Below are 17,866 nucleotides of genomic sequence, written 5' to 3'. Positions count from 1 at the left end.
GTCCGCTTATTGCTGTTCAGGAGATAAGGCCGGTGTGCCATGGTGTTCACCAAGGTCGTCATCGTCATTCCCAAAGCGCTCTTTGAAGCGGCGCGCCAACTTATCAAATGCCAGATAAATCACAGGTGTCGTAAATAAAGTCAGCACTTGCGATACCAGCAAACCACCGACCATGGTGATACCGAGTGGCTGCCGTAGCTCTGAACCAACGCCATTACCTATCATGAGCGGTAATGCACCCAGTAAAGCCGCCATGGTGGTCATCAGGATCGGACGGAAGCGTAACAAGCAAGCCTGGAAAATCGCTTCACGCGGCGCTAAACCTTGATTGCGTTCGGCGTCGAGTGCAAAGTCGATCATCATAATCGCGTTTTTCTTGACGATACCGATCAGCAGGACGATACCGATGATGCCGATAATGCCCAGATCGGTTCCCGAAATCATCAGTGATAACAAGGCACCGACACCTGCAGAAGGCAGCGTCGATAGAATCGTAATCGGATGAATATAACTTTCATACAGCACACCCAGCACGATATACATAGTGATAATCGCCGCCAAAATCAGCCATAGCGTATTGCTGAGTGATGCCTGGAATGCCAGTGCAGCACCCTGGAAGCGGGTTTCGGTACTGGCAGGCATGCCGATTTCAGCTTCTGCCGCTTTGATCGCATCGACCGCAGCACCCAATGAGGCACCCGGTGCCAGATTGAATGAAATGGTGGTGGCGGGGAATTGACCAATGTGATTGACCACCAATGGCGTGGTCTTCTCAGTGATAGTGGAAATGCTGGTCAGAGGAACTTGATCACCGTTGGCCGCAACCAAGAAAATGCTGTCTAAAGCACTAGGTCCTTTTTGATAGTCAGGATGGACTTCCATCACCACGCGATATTGATTCGACTGCGTGTAAATGGTGGAGATCAAACGCTGACCAAAGGCGTTATATAGCGCATTGTCGATCGCAGCGGTGGTAATGCCAAGACGCGACGCGGCATCTCTATCAATCTTGATATAAGTTTGCAAACCTAAATCTTGCTGATTGCTGGCGACATCGGCCAGTTCAGGAATTTTCTGTAAGCGCGTAATTAACTTGGGAACCCAAATGCTCAATTCAGCAGGGTTAGCATCTTCAACGCTGAATTGATATTGGGTGCGGCTGACGCTGTCTTCAATGGTCAGATCCTGTACCGGTTGCATGTATAGCGTGATGTCTAGCGTATCGTGCAAAGAATGTTGCAGACGACGAATGATGTCGCTGGCGCTTATATAACCACCTTTGCCATCGACACCGCCGCGTTCATCGCGTGGCTTTAGATTAATCAACATGCGGCCACTGTTGAGGGTGGCGTTGGTACCGTCGACACCAATGAAGGATGACAAACTTTCGACAGCAGGGTCTTTCAATATGACTTTAGCGACCGCTTGCTGACGCTCTGCCATGGCACCAAATGAAATTGATTGCGACGCTTCCGATATCCCTTGAATTACGCCAGTATCTTGTACCGGGAAAAAGCCTTTTGGAATAAAGATATACAACACGACTGTCAGCGCCAAGGTGCCAAAAGCAACCATCAGCGTGGCAAATTGACGTTCCAGCACCCATTCCAACATTTTGCCGTAACGGGCAATCACGCGATCAAAAAAAGCACCGGCTTTGCGATAAAACCAGCTCTGTTCTTCGTCAGGGATATGGCGCAATAGTTTGGCGCACATCATTGGTGTTAACGTCAGCGAAATGAAAGCGGAAATCAAAATAGCCACGGCGAGCGTAATCGCAAATTCGCGGAATAAGCGACCAACCACATCACCCATGAACAGCAACGGGATCAATACTGCGATCAGGGAAAAAGTCAGCGAAATAATCGTAAAGCCGATTTGCTCTGCGCCTTTCAATGCGGCCTGCAATGGCTTCATGCCTTCTTCGATGTAACGATGAATATTTTCAATCATCACAATCGCATCATCGACCACGAACCCGGTGGCAATCGTGAGTGCCATCAAGGTCAGATTGTTGATCGAGAATCCGGTCAGATACATGATGCCGAAAGTGCCAATCAGCGATAGCGGTACCGCAACGCTAGGAATGATAGTGGCCGGAATATTGCGCAAGAAAAGGAAAATCACCATCACCACCAATACCACCGCGAGGATCAGCTCGTGTTCGACGTCGGTGACGGAAGCGCGAATCGTAGTGGTACGGTCAGTAAGGACTTTGACATCAATCGCGCCGGGCAAAGTATCTTGCAGAGAGGGCAGAATTTTTTTGATGCTGTCGACTACGCCAATAACGTTAGCGCCTGGCTGACGTTGAATATTCAAAATCACCGCAGGCGAAGTATTCGCCCATGCTGCCAACCGAACATTTTCGGCATCGTCGATGACAGTGGCGATGTCGCTGATACGGATAGGTGCACCACTTTTAAAAGCAATGATCAGATTCCGGTACTCATCAGCGGATTGAAGCTGATCGTTGGCGTCAATCGTGGAGGCGCGGGTAGGGCCATCGAAGCTCCCTTTTGCTTGATTGACGTTAGCGTTACCGATAGCGGTGCGGATATCATCCAGATTCAGGCCAAGTGCAGCGACTGCGCGTGGGTTCAGCTGCAAACGTACCGCAGGGCGTTGACCACCAGATAGTGTCACCAGACCGACGCCTGGTACTTGCGAGATTTTTTGCGCCAGACGGGTGTCGATTAAATCTTGTACTTTCGGCAGCGGCAGCGTTTTTGACGTGATCGCCAGCGACATGATAGGTGTATCGGCCGGATTGACTTTGTTGTAAATCGGCGGATTCGGTAAATCTGAAGGCAGTAAATTGGTACCCGCGTTGATCGCTGCTTGTACTTCTTGTTCCGCGACGTCGAGGCTCAGGTCCAGGCTAAATTGCAGCGTGATCACCGATGCGCCACCGGAGCTGGTTGAGGACATCTGATTGAGACCCGGCATTTGTCCGAACTGACGTTCCAATGGCGCGGTAACAGATGAGGTCATCACATCCGGGCTGGCACCAGGATATAAGGTGACTACCTGTATCGTTGGATAATCGACTTCTGGCAACGCCGAAAGTGGGAGCTGTTTATATGCAACAACCCCGACCAGAAAAATAGCCACCATTAATAAGGTGGTAGCGACGGGACGGAGAATAAACTGACGTGAGGGATTCATGCGCTGCTCGTTGTTGGTTCGCGGTTAATCTGGATGCTGATGTGACGCGGTTTGCTTCTCTCCCCCACGGGTGGGAGAGAGGCCGGGAAAGAGGGAGCGTGTCTAAGAAAATTTGCGACGCGCTCCCTTTCCCCAACCCCTCTCCCTAAGCGGGCGAGGGGAGCTACATTTGTTAGTTTGCAGCCGCAGGAGCTGGTGCGGGTGCCGCTTTATTTTTGTGCCAGGTTTTGGAAGCATCTGCGTCGGTATTGGCGGCTATTGGCGCTGTGCTGGTTGCCGACGTCGCCGCTGCCGCTTTTGTAGTGCCTGCATCCGCCGTTTGATCCTGGTCGTGATGATGTCCATGTTTTGGCGCATCAGCAGCGGTCATTTTCTGCGCATCGCCCAGAGCGCCACCAGCGCCGCGTTTGATAGGCTCGACTTTCGCGCCTTCACGCAGTTTATCGATGCCATCGACCACGACGGTATCGCCAACTTGTACACCACTCGTTATCGCGGTTTGTTCGCCCTCAACCGGACCAGCAACGATGTTACGAAGGGTCACGGTATTGTCAGCTTTGACCACATACACATACAAACCATCTGAACCACGCTGAATAGCCGAGTTAGGAATCACTGTCGCGCCCTTCAAGGTGTCGAGCAGCAGTTTTGCATTGACGAATTGTTGCGGGAACAGGTTGTAATTTGTATTCGGAAATTGCGCTTTCAGTTTGATCGTGCCGGTGGTCGAGTCGACCTGATTGTCGATGGTGAGCAGCGTACCTTCAGCCAACTTGGTTGTTTGCGCTCTATCCCAGGCTTCTGTATAGAGTTTTTTACCGGCTTGTATTTGCTTCATCACCGCAGGAATATTGTCTTCCGGGATGCTGAAGACGACCGTGATGGGTTGTAGTTGTGTGATGGAGACAATGCCTGTGGTGCCATTGGCCTGAACATTGTTGCCCAGATCGACAGTGCGCAAACCGAGCCGACCGCCAATTGGTGCAGTGATCCGGGAATAAGTTAATTGCAGGCGAGCGTTATCTAATGTGCCCTGATCGGTTTTAACAGTGCCTTCGTATTGTTTGACCAAAGCAGCCTGGGTATCGACCTGTTGGCTGGCGATAGAGTCCTGCGCCAACAAAGTGCGGTAACGCTGTAAATCAACTTGTGCTGCTTTTAACTGTGCGGAATCACGGGCTAAAGCGCCTTCAGCTTCTGTGATGGCGACTTGAAACGGACGTGGGTCAATTTGTGCCAGCAACTGACCTTTTTTGACGATTTCGCCTTCAGTAAAGTCTAAAGCAGTCAATTGACCAGTAACTTGGCTATTGACTACTGTGGTAGCAATCGGTGTTACGCCGCCAAGACCGGACAGATAAATATGTACATCATCCGTTTTTGCTGTCGCAACGCCGACGGGCATCACCATATTTGCGCCACCGCCCATACCGCGACCCCCTCCCTTTTTTCCTTGTTTACCGGCTGCTTGCGCGGTTGCTGCATCAGCACCGGCTGGAGTAGCTGGTTTACGGCCCCAAATAAAATAGGCTGCTATTGCCAATACGATGATCAACGATAACCATAACCAGCGACGACTTGATGTTGTGGATTGCATATCAGGGGTTTTCTTATTTGGGGAGGGAGTGGTATTCATCGCAGGCAAAATTCAGCGGAGTCAGTAGAGAAAAGGATTGCAGCAGTGTAGCGGGAAATTTTCACATGATGTCGTGATAACTGCAAATCTTTACAAAATTGAAGTGGAAAAGGGGGCAAATTTCTTTCGGGAGGTTTTGGCCGTGTTGACATGCACCTCAACCCTGCCCGAGCAGGATTGAGGTTGGATCATTGTAAAAATGATTGCGTTTGAAATCTAATCAGGCACCTGAATCAATTGGTGTGCCATTATTTTGTTTTGACATTTTTCCGCCATTTGGACCATGGTGACCACGGCGATGCATTTGCGCAAAATGTTTATCAAAAGTTTTTTGTTGCTCCGGGCTTAACTGAGCATAGAACGTGTTGATGCTCGCAGCGCGTGCCGTCATGCGCTCTTGCATTTTAGCCATGCGTTCTGATTGTTTTTGCAGGCGCTGTGGCGTGGTGAGATTTTTCCAGTCATCTTTATTAGGACGCTGCATGCCGCCTTCTGGAAGTTGGGCTTTTATCTGAGCGACGAAAGTTGTCCAGGCACCTTCCTGATTTGGTGTGAGTTTTAAAGCGTCATGCAATTTAGCTTCACGTTTGGCCATGTCGGCGGCAAACTTTGCCCGCTGTTCTGGCGTTGGTGCGTGGCGCATTTGGCCAGTGGCTGGTGCTGCGCCAGGTGCCGCTGTATCGCTTGCCGATTGTGCGTAGGCACTCATACCAAAAGCACCGATGGAAAGAGCCGCAACGCTAGCGAGAAGTTGTTTACGAAATTGAAGTTTTAACATGATAAATCCTTTCGTTCATGAATGATGCCTGCGCATCTTGAGGCAGATGATCTTCTGCACAACTTCATTAGACCGCAACCATGTGTCGGCTTTCTTTCGTCGTGCCGCGCGTTTGTATCCTTTTATATAAGACGGCAATTGCTTTGTATCGTTATGTTTCTAAATCCGTTTATGATATGGCTATATACAAAATGCTCACACGGGCATAGTGAGGAATGGACATAATTCATAGCAGGGAATTGTTGCTTCACGCCCTTATTCACAGCATGAAATACGCATTAAATAGATATTTAACAACATTTGTTTTAGGATAAGTAATCATAACCATGGACACTACAGCGCAAATATTAATCGTTGATGACGATAGGGAAATTCGCAGCTTATTGGCCGAATATCTGGACGCCAATGGCTTGCGTACTCTGGGGGCCAACAATGGCAATGAAATGCGTAAGATATTGGAAGAGTCGCGCGTCGATCTGATTGTGCTTGACCTTACCTTGCCTGGCGATGATGGCTTGACCTTGTGTCGCAATTTACGCTCACACCCAGTGCATTTCGGCATACCCGTCATCATGTTGACCGCGCGTGGTGAGTCGCTGGATCGTATATTGGGTCTGGAAATGGGCGCCGATGATTATTTATCCAAGCCATTTGAACCGCGTGAATTATTTGCGAGGATTCGCAGCGTACTGCGCCGCACTCAGGCATTACCGCCGAATATGGCAAAGTCAGAAGTGAAAAAAATCGAATTTTCTGGTTTAACTCTGGACTTGATTGCGCGCCATGTCGTCAATCGTGCTGGCGTCGTGATCGCTTTATCGGGTGCGGAATTTCGGGTATTGAAGGTTTTTCTGGATCATCCTAATCGCATCTTGAATCGCGACCAGTTATTGGAATTGACGCAAGGACGTGAAGCCGATCCTTTTGATCGTTCAGTTGATATTCAAATCAGCCGTTTGCGACAAAAATTAGGCGATGATGCTCGCACACCGAACATCATCAAAACTATTCGCAATGAAGGTTATATTCTGGCCACCACGGTGACAGTAGAACAATGACAGGGCTAAATAGTCAGTCCAGCTAAATTGATGGGTGTAAGTTGAATCTTTTCCCGCCTGGCGACATTGCTTGCCGTCGCCATGGCTCACTATGACTCCTCCTCCTGTTTTGCCAGACAAAAAATCCATCCATTTATTTTTCATCAATTCAGTTGAACTGACTACTTGTAATGAAGCTTTCTAATTCGTTCTCCAATTTGCTGTCTGGCTCAATTGCCAGGCGCGTTTTCTTGATTTTATTGGCCGGTATTCTGGTCGCTGCCGGCACCACCAAGTGGCTAGCGGATAACGAGGTTCGCGGTACCATGCGCGAACTCTACGATTTTCGTATCGCGGAACGGGTTGAACAACTGGTATTGTCACTGGATAATCGCAGCCCCGAGATGCGGCAAGTGGTATTGCAAACCAGCGAGAATTTTGGTGTAGAAGCCAGCCTTGTGAGCAATACCGAAAATGCGACAGATGAAAATAATTCGTTATCGGCGCTGCTCAAAAATCGACTGGGAGCAACGCGTCAGATAGTCGTTTCTCAACAGACTGGTTGCAGCTTTAATGTAAGCAAAAGGATAGGACCTGATCCCACTCCTCTAAATGAAAGAATACGTCGGCACTTTAATCAGTGTCAGGTGGTGTACGTTGGTTTGCAAGACGGCGCTTTATTGAAATTGAAATTGCGCATGATGCGCGAACCCAGCGAGCTGCGCGGCCATGGACCGGGTGTACCGGGCTTGCCTTTCATTTCCCCTTACCTTGCGTTGTTCCTGGTATTAATCGGGATGCTGGCCTATCTGGTCGCGAAAATAACTACCCGCCCGATTAAGCACTTGGCCGATGCTGCAGGGGAACTAGGACGCGACATTGATAGAGCGCCCTTACAAGAAACCGGACCAACCGAAATCAGATTGGCTGCCACCGCTTTCAATAGCATGCAGACCAGGATTAAACGGCAAATTGAACATCGCACGCATATGCTGGCTGCGATTACGCATGATTTGCAGACACCGTTGACACGCTTGCGCCTGCGTCTGGAAAAAGTCTCCGACCTAGAGTTGCGTACTAAATTGCTCGAAGATTTGGCGGCAACGCAAAGTCTGGTGCGTGAAGGTCTGGAATTGGCACGCAGCATGGATTCCGCCGAAAAAATGCGTTTATTGGATATCGATTCCTTGCTCGATAGTGTCTGCGCCGATGCTGCCGATGCCGGTCAAGATGTGACATTGAGCGGGACCACACAAGCATCCATCATGGCGCAACCGAGTGCTTTATCCCGCTGTTTGATAAATTTGGTTGATAACGCAGTCAAGTATGGGCATTTTGCACGTTTGAGCATTGCTCGTGAAAGTAGTGGTGAGGGCGGGCAAAAGCGCGACTTCATTGTGATTCGCGTTCGTGATGGCGGTAATGGCATACCTGAAGATGAATTGAATACGGTATTTGAACCGTTTCACCGTTTGGAAATATCGCGTTCGCGAGATACTGGTGGAACCGGTTTGGGTTTGACGATTGCTCGCAATGTTGCAGAGAATCATAGAGGGACGCTGACTTTGAGGAATCATCCCGAGGGTGGGTTGGAGGCGATTTTGAGGTTGCCGGTTTAGACTGGTTGCGTTGCTTGCCAAGATCAACGATTTCAATTTGTGATGCTGTTTTAGTTTTTACTTCGTGGTGCTGGCAATGTCGGGGGTCGCCCGACAGCTACTCACTTTCTTTGCTTCGCCAAAGAAAGTAAGCAAAGCAAGGGTTGGAGCACTGCTCCAACAACAGCCGTTGCCTGCCGTAGGCGGGTTCCCAAAAGCACGGCTGCTTATTCGGGAGGAAAGACCAACTCGCTGCGGTCAGACATGTCTTCCCTCTTTTTCCGAATAAGCAGCCGTACTTTTGGCAACGTCAGCATCGGGGCACGTCAAAAGCAACTTCAACAGCATCGTTGTTGCGGGTAGTTTCGGTTTTATGAAAATCGCTGGGTGTGATCTGTGGGTAATAAAAAAGCCTGTTTCGCGATAAACGAAACAGGCTTTTTTGTGACTTCTTTTACTAGATCAATTTGGCACGTAATCAGGCGGTACGTTGTAGTAGCTGCCCTGACCTGGAGCTGGTCGTTGCTGTTGGTAGTAATCTGGCGGTGGTTGTTGGTTATAGTAGCCTGGTGCTGGACGGCTACGTACATAGCCAGCTGGTACTGGTACTTGATTGCCTTTGGCATACATACATTGTGTGTAGATATTGTTGTATGTGCGTTGCAGGCTTGCACCGCTTCGATTGGCGTTGTCGCTGGCGACCGAACTACCGCCCAACAAACCAACACCGGCGCCAATTGCCGCACCCTGTCCAGCGTTATGACTGGCGGCGCCGATCAAAGCACCAACTGTTGCGCCAATCAACGTACCGGCAACCGCTGTGCCAGTAGCATTGTCGGCGGTGGCTTGGCCTGCATTAGGGCCTACGCGCATTTGTGCTTCTTGGCGGCAGGAGGCGTCATCGTTTTGGAATTGTCCATAGGATTTACCTGTGCCTGGCATTGCCATGACATTGGGGCCAGTCGGGACGCCGACGCAACCGCCTAACAAGACGGCTGCCGAGGCGGCGAGGATTTTCATAGGTTTATTCATGATATTCACACTGGTACCTTGTCTTGATTATTGTGGTGGATAGTTATTGTCGGGCACAATCTTTTGCCAGCCTTTAGGGCAGCGTGGAATTTGTGGGTAGTAACCAGCTGGGCTTGGGCAATAGTATTGAACCGCTGCAGCGGCCGGCGCTACATTATCGCTGCGTTCGATATAGGCTTGTTCCTGCGGCTGTACCACTACCGTTGCAGGTGGGTAGTATGGGTACGGATAGCCATAGCCGTAGCCATAATATGGCCCTGGTCCGACATACAGTGGTCCACCGATTGAGATGCCGACGCCGACGCGTGGGCCATAATAACCACCATGTCCGTAGTAGCCCCAGGCATTACTTGCACCACTGGCAACTAGTAAACTGACTGCGGTTAATGCTAAAACAATAAATTTTTTCATGACAAACCTCACACATTGACCTGTACGATCATCATAATGCGATATCACTCTAAGCGCCAATGGCCGTTACGTCCCGTTGCAAATGGCGTGGCTCAGAAGTGCAATAGAAACATTCTTTATACACGTGATGACATATCTGGAAATAATATCATTTAAGCAATCTGTTTTTTTTTAAAAATTTGAAAATGGCAACTAACAACTTACGACCGGAGCCACCATCAGAGCCGGGCAATACAGAAAAATCCTCACTGCAAGGCATAAAAGTTATTGAATTGGCAAATTTGATCGCTGGTCCTTATGCGGCCAGTTTGTTGGGGCAATTTGGCGCTGAGGTCATCAAAGTGGAGTCGCCGGTTGACGGCGATCCCTTACGCAAATGGCGCAAGTTGCATGAGGGAACTTCGTTGTGGTGGTATTCACAAAGTCGCAATAAGAAATCCATTACGCTGGATTTAAAATCTGAACAAGGTCAGCAAATCGTTCGTGACCTGGTCAAAGATGCTGACATCGTGATTGAGAATTTTCGCCCCGGCACGTTGGAAAAATGGGGCTTAGGCTGGGATGATTTGTCGGCAATCAATCCCAATTTGATTATGGTCCGAGTATCCGGATATGGTCAGGATGGCCCCTATAGCGGCCGTCCTGGATTCGCCGCGATCGCTGAATCGATGGGCGGTTTGCGCAATCTGATTGGTTATCCTGATCGACCACCGGTACGTACTGGTATCAGTTTAGGCGATACGCTGGCATCGTTGTATGGTGTGATTGGCGCGTTGCTGGCGATGCATCATTTGAAATCAAATGGCGGTAAAGGCCAATTCATCGATGTGGCGTTGTACGAAGCGGTATTTGGTGTGATGGAAAGTTTGATACCCGAGTACGCAGAAACTGGTTTCGTGCGCGAGCGCACCGGTGCAAGTTTGCCCGGCATCGTGCCTTCGAATACTTATCCTTGCGCCGATGGTCGTTATGTCATTGTTGCCGGGAACGGCGATAGCATTTTTAAACGCTTGATGTTCGCCATTGAGCGCCCGGATTTAGCGCAAGACCCACGCATAGCACGCAACGACGGACGTGTAGAGCATACAGCCATGATTGATCAGGCTATCGCAGATTGGACCTCACAACATGATTTGGAGTACGTGCTGCAAGTGTTGGAAAAAGCCGAAGTGCCTGGCAGTCGTATCTACAACGCGGCCGACATTCATCAAGACCCGCACTACCGTGCGCGCGATATGATTCAACAATTCACGTTGCCTGATGGTCAGCCGATAGAGATGCCGGGCATAGTTCCTAAACTATCTGAAACGCCGGGAAAAACCAATTGGGTTGGGCCGAAGTTGGGGCAACATACCGATGAAATATTGGCGTCGATTGGTCGTAGCGAAGCAGAGATTGTTGAGTTGCGTAAAAATGGCGTGATTTAGATATTACGTTGATATTCAGTTGATGTTAAGTACAAGCATAATCTATCCACCGTCATTCCCGCGAACGCGGGAATGACGGTGAGTTGTGCGTAAAATCAATAAATAAGTTAGATTTTGTAGATAGTCATAAATTCAGAAAGATTAAAAACCATGTCATACCATGCTGCTGAAAATCGTTACGAAAAAATGCAATACCGTTTTTGTGGACGTAGCGGTTTGAAATTGCCGTTGCTGTCTATGGGTTTGTGGCACAACTTTGGCGATGCCACACAATTGTCACTGCAACGCGAAATGGTGCATACCGCGTTTGATCTGGGTATTACACATTTTGATTTGGCAAACAATTATGGCCCGCCCTACGGCAGCGCAGAAATTAATTTTGGCCGGATTCTGAAAGAAGATTTACAACCATATCGCGATGAATTAATTATTTCGACGAAAGCCGGTTGGGACATGTGGCCGGGACCTTATGGGCAAGGCGGTGGTTCACGTAAATATGTGTTGGCCAGCCTTGATCAAAGTCTCAAACGCCTGGGTTTGGATTATGTTGATATATTTTATTCTCATCGCTTTGATCCAGAGACGCCACTAGAAGAAACGATGAGCGCCTTGGCCACCGCAGTTCAACAAGGTAAAGCCCTATACGTAGGGGTATCGTCGTACTCGCCAGAAAAAACGCAAGAGGCAGCTGCATTACTACGTGAATGGAAAGTGCCTTGCCTGATTCATCAACCATCTTACAACATGCTCAATCGCTGGATAGAGCGTGGCTTGCTTGATACTTTGGAAAAGGAAGGGATGGGTTGCATTACCTTCACCGCTCTGGCGCAGGGTTTGTTGAGTGACAAATATTTGCGTGGCATTCCTGATGATGCACGTATCAATCGAGAGGGCGGCGGATCGTTGCAGAAAGCGCATTTGAGCCCGGAAAATTTGGCGCGTGTGCATGCCTTGAATGAGATTGCCAAAGCACGTGGTCAGACTCTGGCGCAGATGGCGTTAGCTTGGGTGTTGCGCGATCCACGTGTTACCACTACCTTGATTGGCGCAAGCAGTTCTGCGCAGATACGTGAGAATGTGGCAGCCTTACAGCAACTGAATTTTTCTGCAGCAGAGTTAGCTGCGATTGATGTTCAGGCACAGGATGGCGGGATTAATTTGTGGGAGCGTTCGTCGAAGTATTGATGAATGAAAGATCGCGCTAGCCGGAAGACAAAGTGCTGTCCGGCTAGCGATTGCTTAGCTTCAATTGCTCTATATTCCTGACGACGCCGCAGGTTCCAGAGTCAGCATAATTTTGCCGACATGACTGCTGCTTTCCATTAAGGTATGCGCCTGTGCCGCTTGTTCCAACGGGAAGGTTTGATAGATCACAGGCTTGATTTTTCCCGCCTCAAATAACGGCCATACTTGTTCGTGCAATTGTTTGGCAATCGCCGCTTTGAAGGCGATGGTGCGTGGCCGCAAGGTAGACCCGGTGATGGTCAGGCGACGCATCATGATTTGGCGGAAGTCGATCTGGGCTTTGCTGCCACCTAAAGTGGCGATGAACACCAAACGGCCATCATTGGCCAAGCAGTCGATTTCTCTTGGTACATAATCTCCGGCAACCATATCGAGAATCACATCGACACCTTTACCATCGGTCATTTTTTTGACTGCTTCGACAAAATCTTCCGTGCGGTAATTGATACCACGTACGGCACCTAGTTCTTCACATGCACGGCATTTCTCATCCGTGCCAGCGGTGGCAAACACGCGATGACCTAACGCAGTAGCGATTTGAATCGCAGCCGCACCGATACCGGAGCTGCCGCCTTGTACCAATAAGGTCTCATCGCCATTCAGTTGAGCGCGTTGAAAGACATTGCTCCAGACGGTGAAAAATGTTTCTGGAAGCGAGGCCGCTTCAAGTGCGGTCCAGCCTTTTGGAAGCGGCAGACAAAGTTCCGTCGAGGCCACGCAGTATTCGGCATAGCCACCGCCGGCAACTAAAGCGCATACCAAATCACCTTTTCTGAAAGGGCTGTTGCTGAAATCCCCATCGACAATTTCGCCGGCGATTTCCAATCCCGGCAAATCAGACGCGCCGGGCGGTGGTGCGTAACTTCCCAAGCGTTGAAATACGTCTGGGCGGTTAATACCGGCAGCATGGACTTTGATTAATACTTCGCCTTTAGTGAACGTGGGAATAGGGCGTTGGCACAGTTGTAAAACTTCCGGAGCGCCGGGCTGAGTGATTTCAATTGCGCGCATATGGATATTCCTTTTAATGTTTTTGGTTAAATCGATAACAATATTGTGTATTGTACGATGAGTGCCTAATGTCAATTGCGGTCATTTTTCCGAGTAGGGTCAGATAATTTGAATAAGTTGATCTTGTCCAATGCAGGATTTTCCGAGTTGCGGTACAGTCCTTCAATTGTGCATAGTGTAACAACGAAAAAGGATTTTGAATGAGCGCGCCAACCCGCTATAGCACCACAGCCATCAGTTTGCATTGGTTAATCGCATTACTTATCTGCGTGGCGTTTGCGATGGGTTTATACATGACAGGGATTCCCGGTATTACCCCGCAAAAATTGAAATTGTTTTCATGGCATAAGTGGATAGGTGTAACCATCTTTGGATTTGTCGTATTACGCGTGCTGTGGCGCGCGTTGCATCCGGTGCCGGCGTTACCAATCAGCATGCCACGCTGGCAGCAACAAGCCGCGCATGCCGGACATGGTTTGTTATATGTGTTGATGATTATCGTGCCGTTGACAGGGTATTTTTACAGCGCCGCGGCGGGGATTCCCGTGGTCTATCTGGGCGTGTTTGAAATGCCGATGCTGATCGCAAAAAATAAAGAATTACAGGATATTTTAGGATCGGTACACGCCTGGTTGAATTATTTCATGGCAGCGGTTGTGGTGATGCATGTGTTGGCGGCGTTAAAACATCACTGGGTAGACAAGGATGGGACGTTAGCAAAGATGCTGCCGTTTTTAAAGTAAGTTGAATTAAGTAAGAACAAGTAATTGATTTTAAAAACATCGTCAATCTTGCTTTCGCAAGGACGGCGTATTTCAGACAACCGAAGGAGCATCAGATGGCGCATGTCAGTATCAGATCAACGATGTCGAAATTATTATTAGCTGGCGTACTTGGTGCGGCCGTACTTGCTGTCCCGGCTTGGGCGCAACTCGATCAGGCGAAAAGCTCAGTACTCATCGCTGCCAAGCAATTAGGCGTGACGATGAATGGCAAGTTTGCGAAATTTGATGCCGTTATCAATTTCAACCCTTCTCAGTTAGCGCAATCTTCAGCAACTGTGAATATCGACATGACGAGCTTCGATCTCGGCGCGGGTAAGGAATATAACGATGAAGTGCAAAAAAAAGATTGGTTTGATGCCGCCAAATATCCTAAAGCCACATTTGTTTCCAGTAGCATCAAACAAGGCGCTCCGGGCAAGTATGATGTTGCCGGGAAGTTGACCATCAAAGGAAAAACGCAAGACGTAGTAGTCACCGCAACCTATAAGCAAGAGGGCGGTAGCAATGTGTTTGACGGTGTATTACCGATCAAGCGCACCGCGTTTAATGTAGGTGAAGGTGATTGGAAAGATACTTCTGTGGTTGCGGATGAAGTGCAAATTAAATTTCATATTGTGACCGCAGCTAAAAAATAAGCAAAGTAAGCAGAATCGTGAATGATTGAATTTAATTTAACAAAAGGAAAAACAATGAAATTACGTACTTTAGTAGTAACCTCCATTATTGCCATCGCTACCAGCGCGGCTTTTGCTGTGCCAGTTACTTATAACCTGGACCCTACCCATACTTACCCAAGTTTCGAGGCAGATCATATGGGCGGCCTGTCGGTCTGGCGCGGTAAGTTCGACAAAACCAGCGATGGTGTTGTTGTGTTGGATCGCGAAGCTAAAACCGGAACTATCGACGTAAAAATTGATCCGGCATCAATCAATTTTGGTATGCCAAAATTAAATGAGCATGCAAAAAGCAAAGATATGTTCGATGTTGAAAAATTCCCGGAAGCCAGATACGTCGGCAAATTCACTAAGTTCAAGGGCGATGTACCAACTGAAGTTACCGGCGAGTTGACACTACACGGTGTGACTAAGCCTGTGAAGCTTGAAATTGAAAAATTCATGTGTAAACAACACCCTATGCTTAAACGCGAAGTGTGTGGTGCCGACATCGAAGGCGAATTCAATCGTGATGACTTTGGTATTAGCTATGGCAAGGATTTTGGCTTCAACATGAAAGTGAAGCTGGAAATTCAGGCTGAAGGAATTAAGGCAGATTAAGGCTGACTAAGGCGCATCATCAATACTATTTTTGCATGAGCCAGACAAACCGCTATCAGAAATGATGGCGGTTTTTTATTGTCCAATACCTATTGTGCCTATTGGTGTAAGGTTGATGGCATTCAGACGACCAATACTCAACATCTTTCATTCGGAGGTTGATGTGTCTACTTTTGCAAAATATACATACCTGACGCCGTTGCTAGCATTACTCATCAGCGTCGTGCCATCTACACAAGCGGCAACCTATACCGCTCACAGTCCGGCCAATCGCGTTGCCCTGTTAGAGCTTTACACCAGTGAGGGATGCAGCAGTTGTCCACCAGCAGATGCGTGGCTCATCCAGACCGGCGCACAAGCCGATCCCAAGCGAGTGATTCCACTGGCCTTGCATGTTGACTATTGGAATAGTTTGGGTTGGAAAGATCGATTTTCTGATCGAAAATTTACTACGCGTCAGCAAGAGCTGGCGGCGTTCGTTCATAGTAAGGTTGTCTATACCCCAGAAGTATTTGTCGCAGGACGAGAGTTGCGCCGTTGGTCAGATACGAATGATTTCGACCATATAATCAAAAATATCACTGCACAACCATCCGCTGCCGATATAGAGATCAAACTGTCTTCTGGCACAACAGCGCGTTCATACGATTTATCCAGTAACGTCAAGTTACGTGGAAGCAGTCCGCAAGGAGTACAAAATTTTCAGACTTATATTGCGTTGTACGAAAATAAACTGGTTTCCAATATCGCTGCGGGCGAAAACAGTGGCGTGACTTTGCATCATGATTATGTGGTGCGTCAGTGGTTGGGACCATATCCATTAAAGGATGGCGCAGCAAATATTAATGAAAACATCGCGCTCGATAAAATCCAAGGCGGCATTAAAACAGGACAATTTGGTGTAGTGGTATTTGTACAAAATGCGAGCAACGGCGAAGTGCTGCAAGCACTTAGGTTGCAGCCTGGGATTGAGTAATTAGCGGTAAACTACTTCGCTTGATATTTATGAAGAGGATGCAATGTGCATTTTTGTACTACCGGACATACACGCTGGCAATTTGCAGCAGACCAGTATCGCTGATCAGCAGCTGTTGTGTATTCATTCGACCGGCACATGATGCGACTTGAACTTGACACTAAACGCATCGACCTGTGGTGTGCTTTTCCCGCCGAAATTACCGATGAATCGCTGCTGCAAACGTATCGTGATTTATTATCCGATGAGGAAAGGGTACAGCAGCAACGCTTTTATTTCGCCAAGGATAGACAGCGTTATCTGGTGACCAGGGTCTTGGCGCGTACCGTGCTATCGCGTTATGGGTCTGTCGCACCAGAGCAATGGGTATTTGCCGCCAATGCTTATGGTAAACCGCACATCAATTTTGGCACCGGTTTGGATAAGAAGATTTCATTCAACATCACGCACGCCGATAACCTCATTATCATTGCAGTCACGTGCGATCATGCGCTTGGGTTGGATACGGAAAATAATCAAGATAGGTCAATATCGCAGGATTTGGCCGAGCATTCCTTTGCGCCTGAAGAAGTGGTCGACTTTTGCGCACAACCAGCAGATCAGCAACAGCAACGTTTCTTCGAATACTGGACACTCAAAGAGTCTTACATCAAAGCGCGTGGCATGGGTTTGTCGATACCGTTGCAACAATTTAGCTTTAGCTTTCCGCGTGAAGATGAGATTGCGCTCGCGCTAGCACCGGAGCTGAATGATACGCCAGCGCGTTGGCGCTTTTGGCAATTCAAAATGGCTGGTAATTATTTGGTTGCACTGTGCGCTGAGAAGGTAGAGCCTGAGCCACCGTCACTCATATTCAAACAAGTGGTGCCGCTGGTATCGGAGCAAGAGATAGATTATCAATTGTTGAGAGTCAATGCGGCTTGAGTCATTGTTAGTTGGAAAACGGCTCTGCCAATTTGACTCAGATGACTAACGTAAAAAATAAAAGAGACAGGGTGGGCCTGCCTCTTTTATTTTAATGCGTGTTGATTTGATTACTGAGGTGCTGCAATTTTTGCATCTGCCTTAGCTACAGCAACAGGTGCTTTCGTATCCACTTTCGCTACCGCAGCAGGTGCTTTGGTATCAGTCTTGGCTACCGTCGCAGAAGTTTTTGCTTTTGTCTTGCTGGCGACCGTTTTGTGGTGAGCCTTTGCTTTCTTGCTCTTGGCTTTGACTTTGGTAGTCGCTACCTTGGTATCCGCTTTTACATCGCTTTTGGTCGCAGCTTCAACCTTGCTGGTTTTTACATCGACTTTTGCAGCTGGTGCAGTTACCGCAGCAGTGGCAGTTGGTGTTGCAGGTGCTGCGGGAGCAGTGCCTTGAGCGAAAACAGAAGTTGCGAACAAGCCAGCGATGAGAGTAGCGATTAATTTATTCATTTTTGCACCTTTACGTTATCTTGATTACCTCAGAATTCCCGAGGGCTTGATCCAATAACGACTCGCC

General features: G+C 48.5%; 16 protein-coding genes. 9 read left to right on the top strand and 7 right to left on the bottom strand.

All coding sequences use genetic code 11. The features are described 5' to 3' along the window. Window positions 1-6 precede the first annotated feature (6 nt). The 3 genes from GEV47_RS10895 to GEV47_RS10885 all read right to left on the bottom strand — a co-directional run bounded on the left by GEV47_RS10895 (window position 7) and on the right by GEV47_RS10885 (window position 5,582). Entirely contained in the window at window positions 7-3,168 is a 3,162-nt protein-coding gene (locus GEV47_RS10895; RefSeq protein ID WP_153234809.1) for an MdtB/MuxB family multidrug efflux RND transporter permease subunit, read from the bottom strand. Between the two features lie 172 nt (window positions 3,169-3,340). After that, entirely contained in the window at window positions 3,341-4,765 is a 1,425-nt protein-coding gene (locus GEV47_RS10890) for an MdtA/MuxA family multidrug efflux RND transporter periplasmic adaptor subunit (protein ID WP_228124664.1), read from the bottom strand. Window positions 4,766-5,024: 259 nt separating this feature from the next. After that, complete coding sequence (locus tag GEV47_RS10885) at window positions 5,025-5,582, bottom strand: Spy/CpxP family protein refolding chaperone (RefSeq protein WP_153234807.1); 558 nt, start codon at window positions 5,580-5,582, stop codon at window positions 5,025-5,027. Between the two features lie 326 nt (window positions 5,583-5,908). On the opposite strand from GEV47_RS10885, the gene GEV47_RS10880 reads away from it, so the two are divergent. Both GEV47_RS10880 and GEV47_RS10875 read left to right on the top strand, forming a co-directional pair. After that, window positions 5,909-6,640 carry a response regulator gene (locus tag GEV47_RS10880; protein ID WP_153234806.1) on the top strand — a complete coding sequence of 244 codons (732 nt, stop codon included), beginning with the start codon at window positions 5,909-5,911 and terminating at the stop codon, window positions 6,638-6,640. Window positions 6,641-6,810: 170 nt separating this feature from the next. Further along, window positions 6,811-8,238, top strand: a complete 1,428-nt coding sequence (locus GEV47_RS10875; RefSeq protein WP_153234805.1) for an ATP-binding protein — start codon at window positions 6,811-6,813, stop codon at window positions 8,236-8,238. Window positions 8,239-8,679: 441 nt separating this feature from the next. On the opposite strand, the gene GEV47_RS10870 is transcribed toward GEV47_RS10875, so the two are convergent. Together GEV47_RS10870 and GEV47_RS10865 are read right to left on the bottom strand one after the other, a co-directional pair. Further along, window positions 8,680-9,249 (bottom strand): glycine zipper family protein, encoded by a 570-nt coding sequence (locus GEV47_RS10870; protein ID WP_153234804.1) that lies wholly within the window; start codon window positions 9,247-9,249, stop codon window positions 8,680-8,682. 27 nt (window positions 9,250-9,276) lie between these two features. Further along, window positions 9,277-9,660: a hypothetical protein gene (locus GEV47_RS10865; protein WP_153234803.1), complete on the bottom strand. Its 384-nt coding sequence runs from the start codon at window positions 9,658-9,660 to the stop codon at window positions 9,277-9,279. A gap of 185 nt (window positions 9,661-9,845) precedes the next feature. Here GEV47_RS10865 and GEV47_RS10860 point away from each other — a divergent pair, with 185 nt between their 5' ends. Together GEV47_RS10860 and mgrA are read left to right on the top strand one after the other, a co-directional pair. Beyond that, window positions 9,846-11,087 (top strand): CaiB/BaiF CoA transferase family protein, encoded by a 1,242-nt coding sequence (locus GEV47_RS10860; protein ID WP_153234802.1) that lies wholly within the window; start codon window positions 9,846-9,848, stop codon window positions 11,085-11,087. A 150-nt stretch (window positions 11,088-11,237) separates the two neighbouring features. Beyond that, the gene (gene mgrA / locus GEV47_RS10855; RefSeq protein ID WP_153234801.1) at window positions 11,238-12,272 is read left to right on the top strand and encodes an L-glyceraldehyde 3-phosphate reductase; all 1,035 of its coding nucleotides are present in this window, start codon (window positions 11,238-11,240) and stop codon (window positions 12,270-12,272) included. 69 nt (window positions 12,273-12,341) lie between these two features. On the opposite strand, the gene GEV47_RS10850 is transcribed toward mgrA, so the two are convergent. After that, on the bottom strand, window positions 12,342-13,343 hold the full coding sequence (locus GEV47_RS10850) for an NAD(P)H-quinone oxidoreductase (RefSeq protein ID WP_153234800.1): 1,002 nt from the start codon (window positions 13,341-13,343) through the stop codon (window positions 12,342-12,344). Between the two features lie 200 nt (window positions 13,344-13,543). Here GEV47_RS10850 and GEV47_RS10845 point away from each other — a divergent pair, with 200 nt between their 5' ends. From GEV47_RS10845 to GEV47_RS10825, 5 genes are all read left to right on the top strand, one after another. Then, window positions 13,544-14,086, top strand: coding sequence for a cytochrome b (locus GEV47_RS10845; protein ID WP_153234799.1), 543 nt, complete (start codon window positions 13,544-13,546; stop codon window positions 14,084-14,086). Between the two features lie 95 nt (window positions 14,087-14,181). Beyond that, window positions 14,182-14,763 (top strand): YceI family protein, encoded by a 582-nt coding sequence (locus tag GEV47_RS10840; RefSeq protein WP_194270647.1) that lies wholly within the window; start codon window positions 14,182-14,184, stop codon window positions 14,761-14,763. A gap of 54 nt (window positions 14,764-14,817) precedes the next feature. Beyond that, a complete protein-coding gene (locus GEV47_RS10835; protein WP_153234797.1) occupies window positions 14,818-15,402 on the top strand; it encodes a YceI family protein in 585 nt (194 codons plus the stop codon). Between the two features lie 163 nt (window positions 15,403-15,565). After that, window positions 15,566-16,378, top strand: coding sequence for a DUF1223 domain-containing protein (locus tag GEV47_RS10830; RefSeq protein ID WP_322741613.1), 813 nt, complete (start codon window positions 15,566-15,568; stop codon window positions 16,376-16,378). 138 nt (window positions 16,379-16,516) lie between these two features. Continuing rightward, window positions 16,517-17,302 (top strand): 4'-phosphopantetheinyl transferase family protein, encoded by a 786-nt coding sequence (locus GEV47_RS10825; RefSeq protein ID WP_153234795.1) that lies wholly within the window; start codon window positions 16,517-16,519, stop codon window positions 17,300-17,302. A gap of 110 nt (window positions 17,303-17,412) precedes the next feature. On the opposite strand, the gene GEV47_RS10820 is transcribed toward GEV47_RS10825, so the two are convergent. Beyond that, window positions 17,413-17,799, bottom strand: a complete 387-nt coding sequence (locus tag GEV47_RS10820) for a hypothetical protein (RefSeq protein WP_153234794.1) — start codon at window positions 17,797-17,799, stop codon at window positions 17,413-17,415. Between the last annotated feature and the right edge of the window lie 67 nt (window positions 17,800-17,866).

The sequence above is a fragment of the Glaciimonas soli genome, assembly GCF_009497155.1.
GTDB lineage: Bacteria > Pseudomonadota > Gammaproteobacteria > Burkholderiales > Burkholderiaceae_D > Glaciimonas > Glaciimonas soli.
The sequence above is the reverse complement of the archived record's forward strand: the minus strand, read 5'-3'. Positions and strand labels throughout refer to the sequence as shown.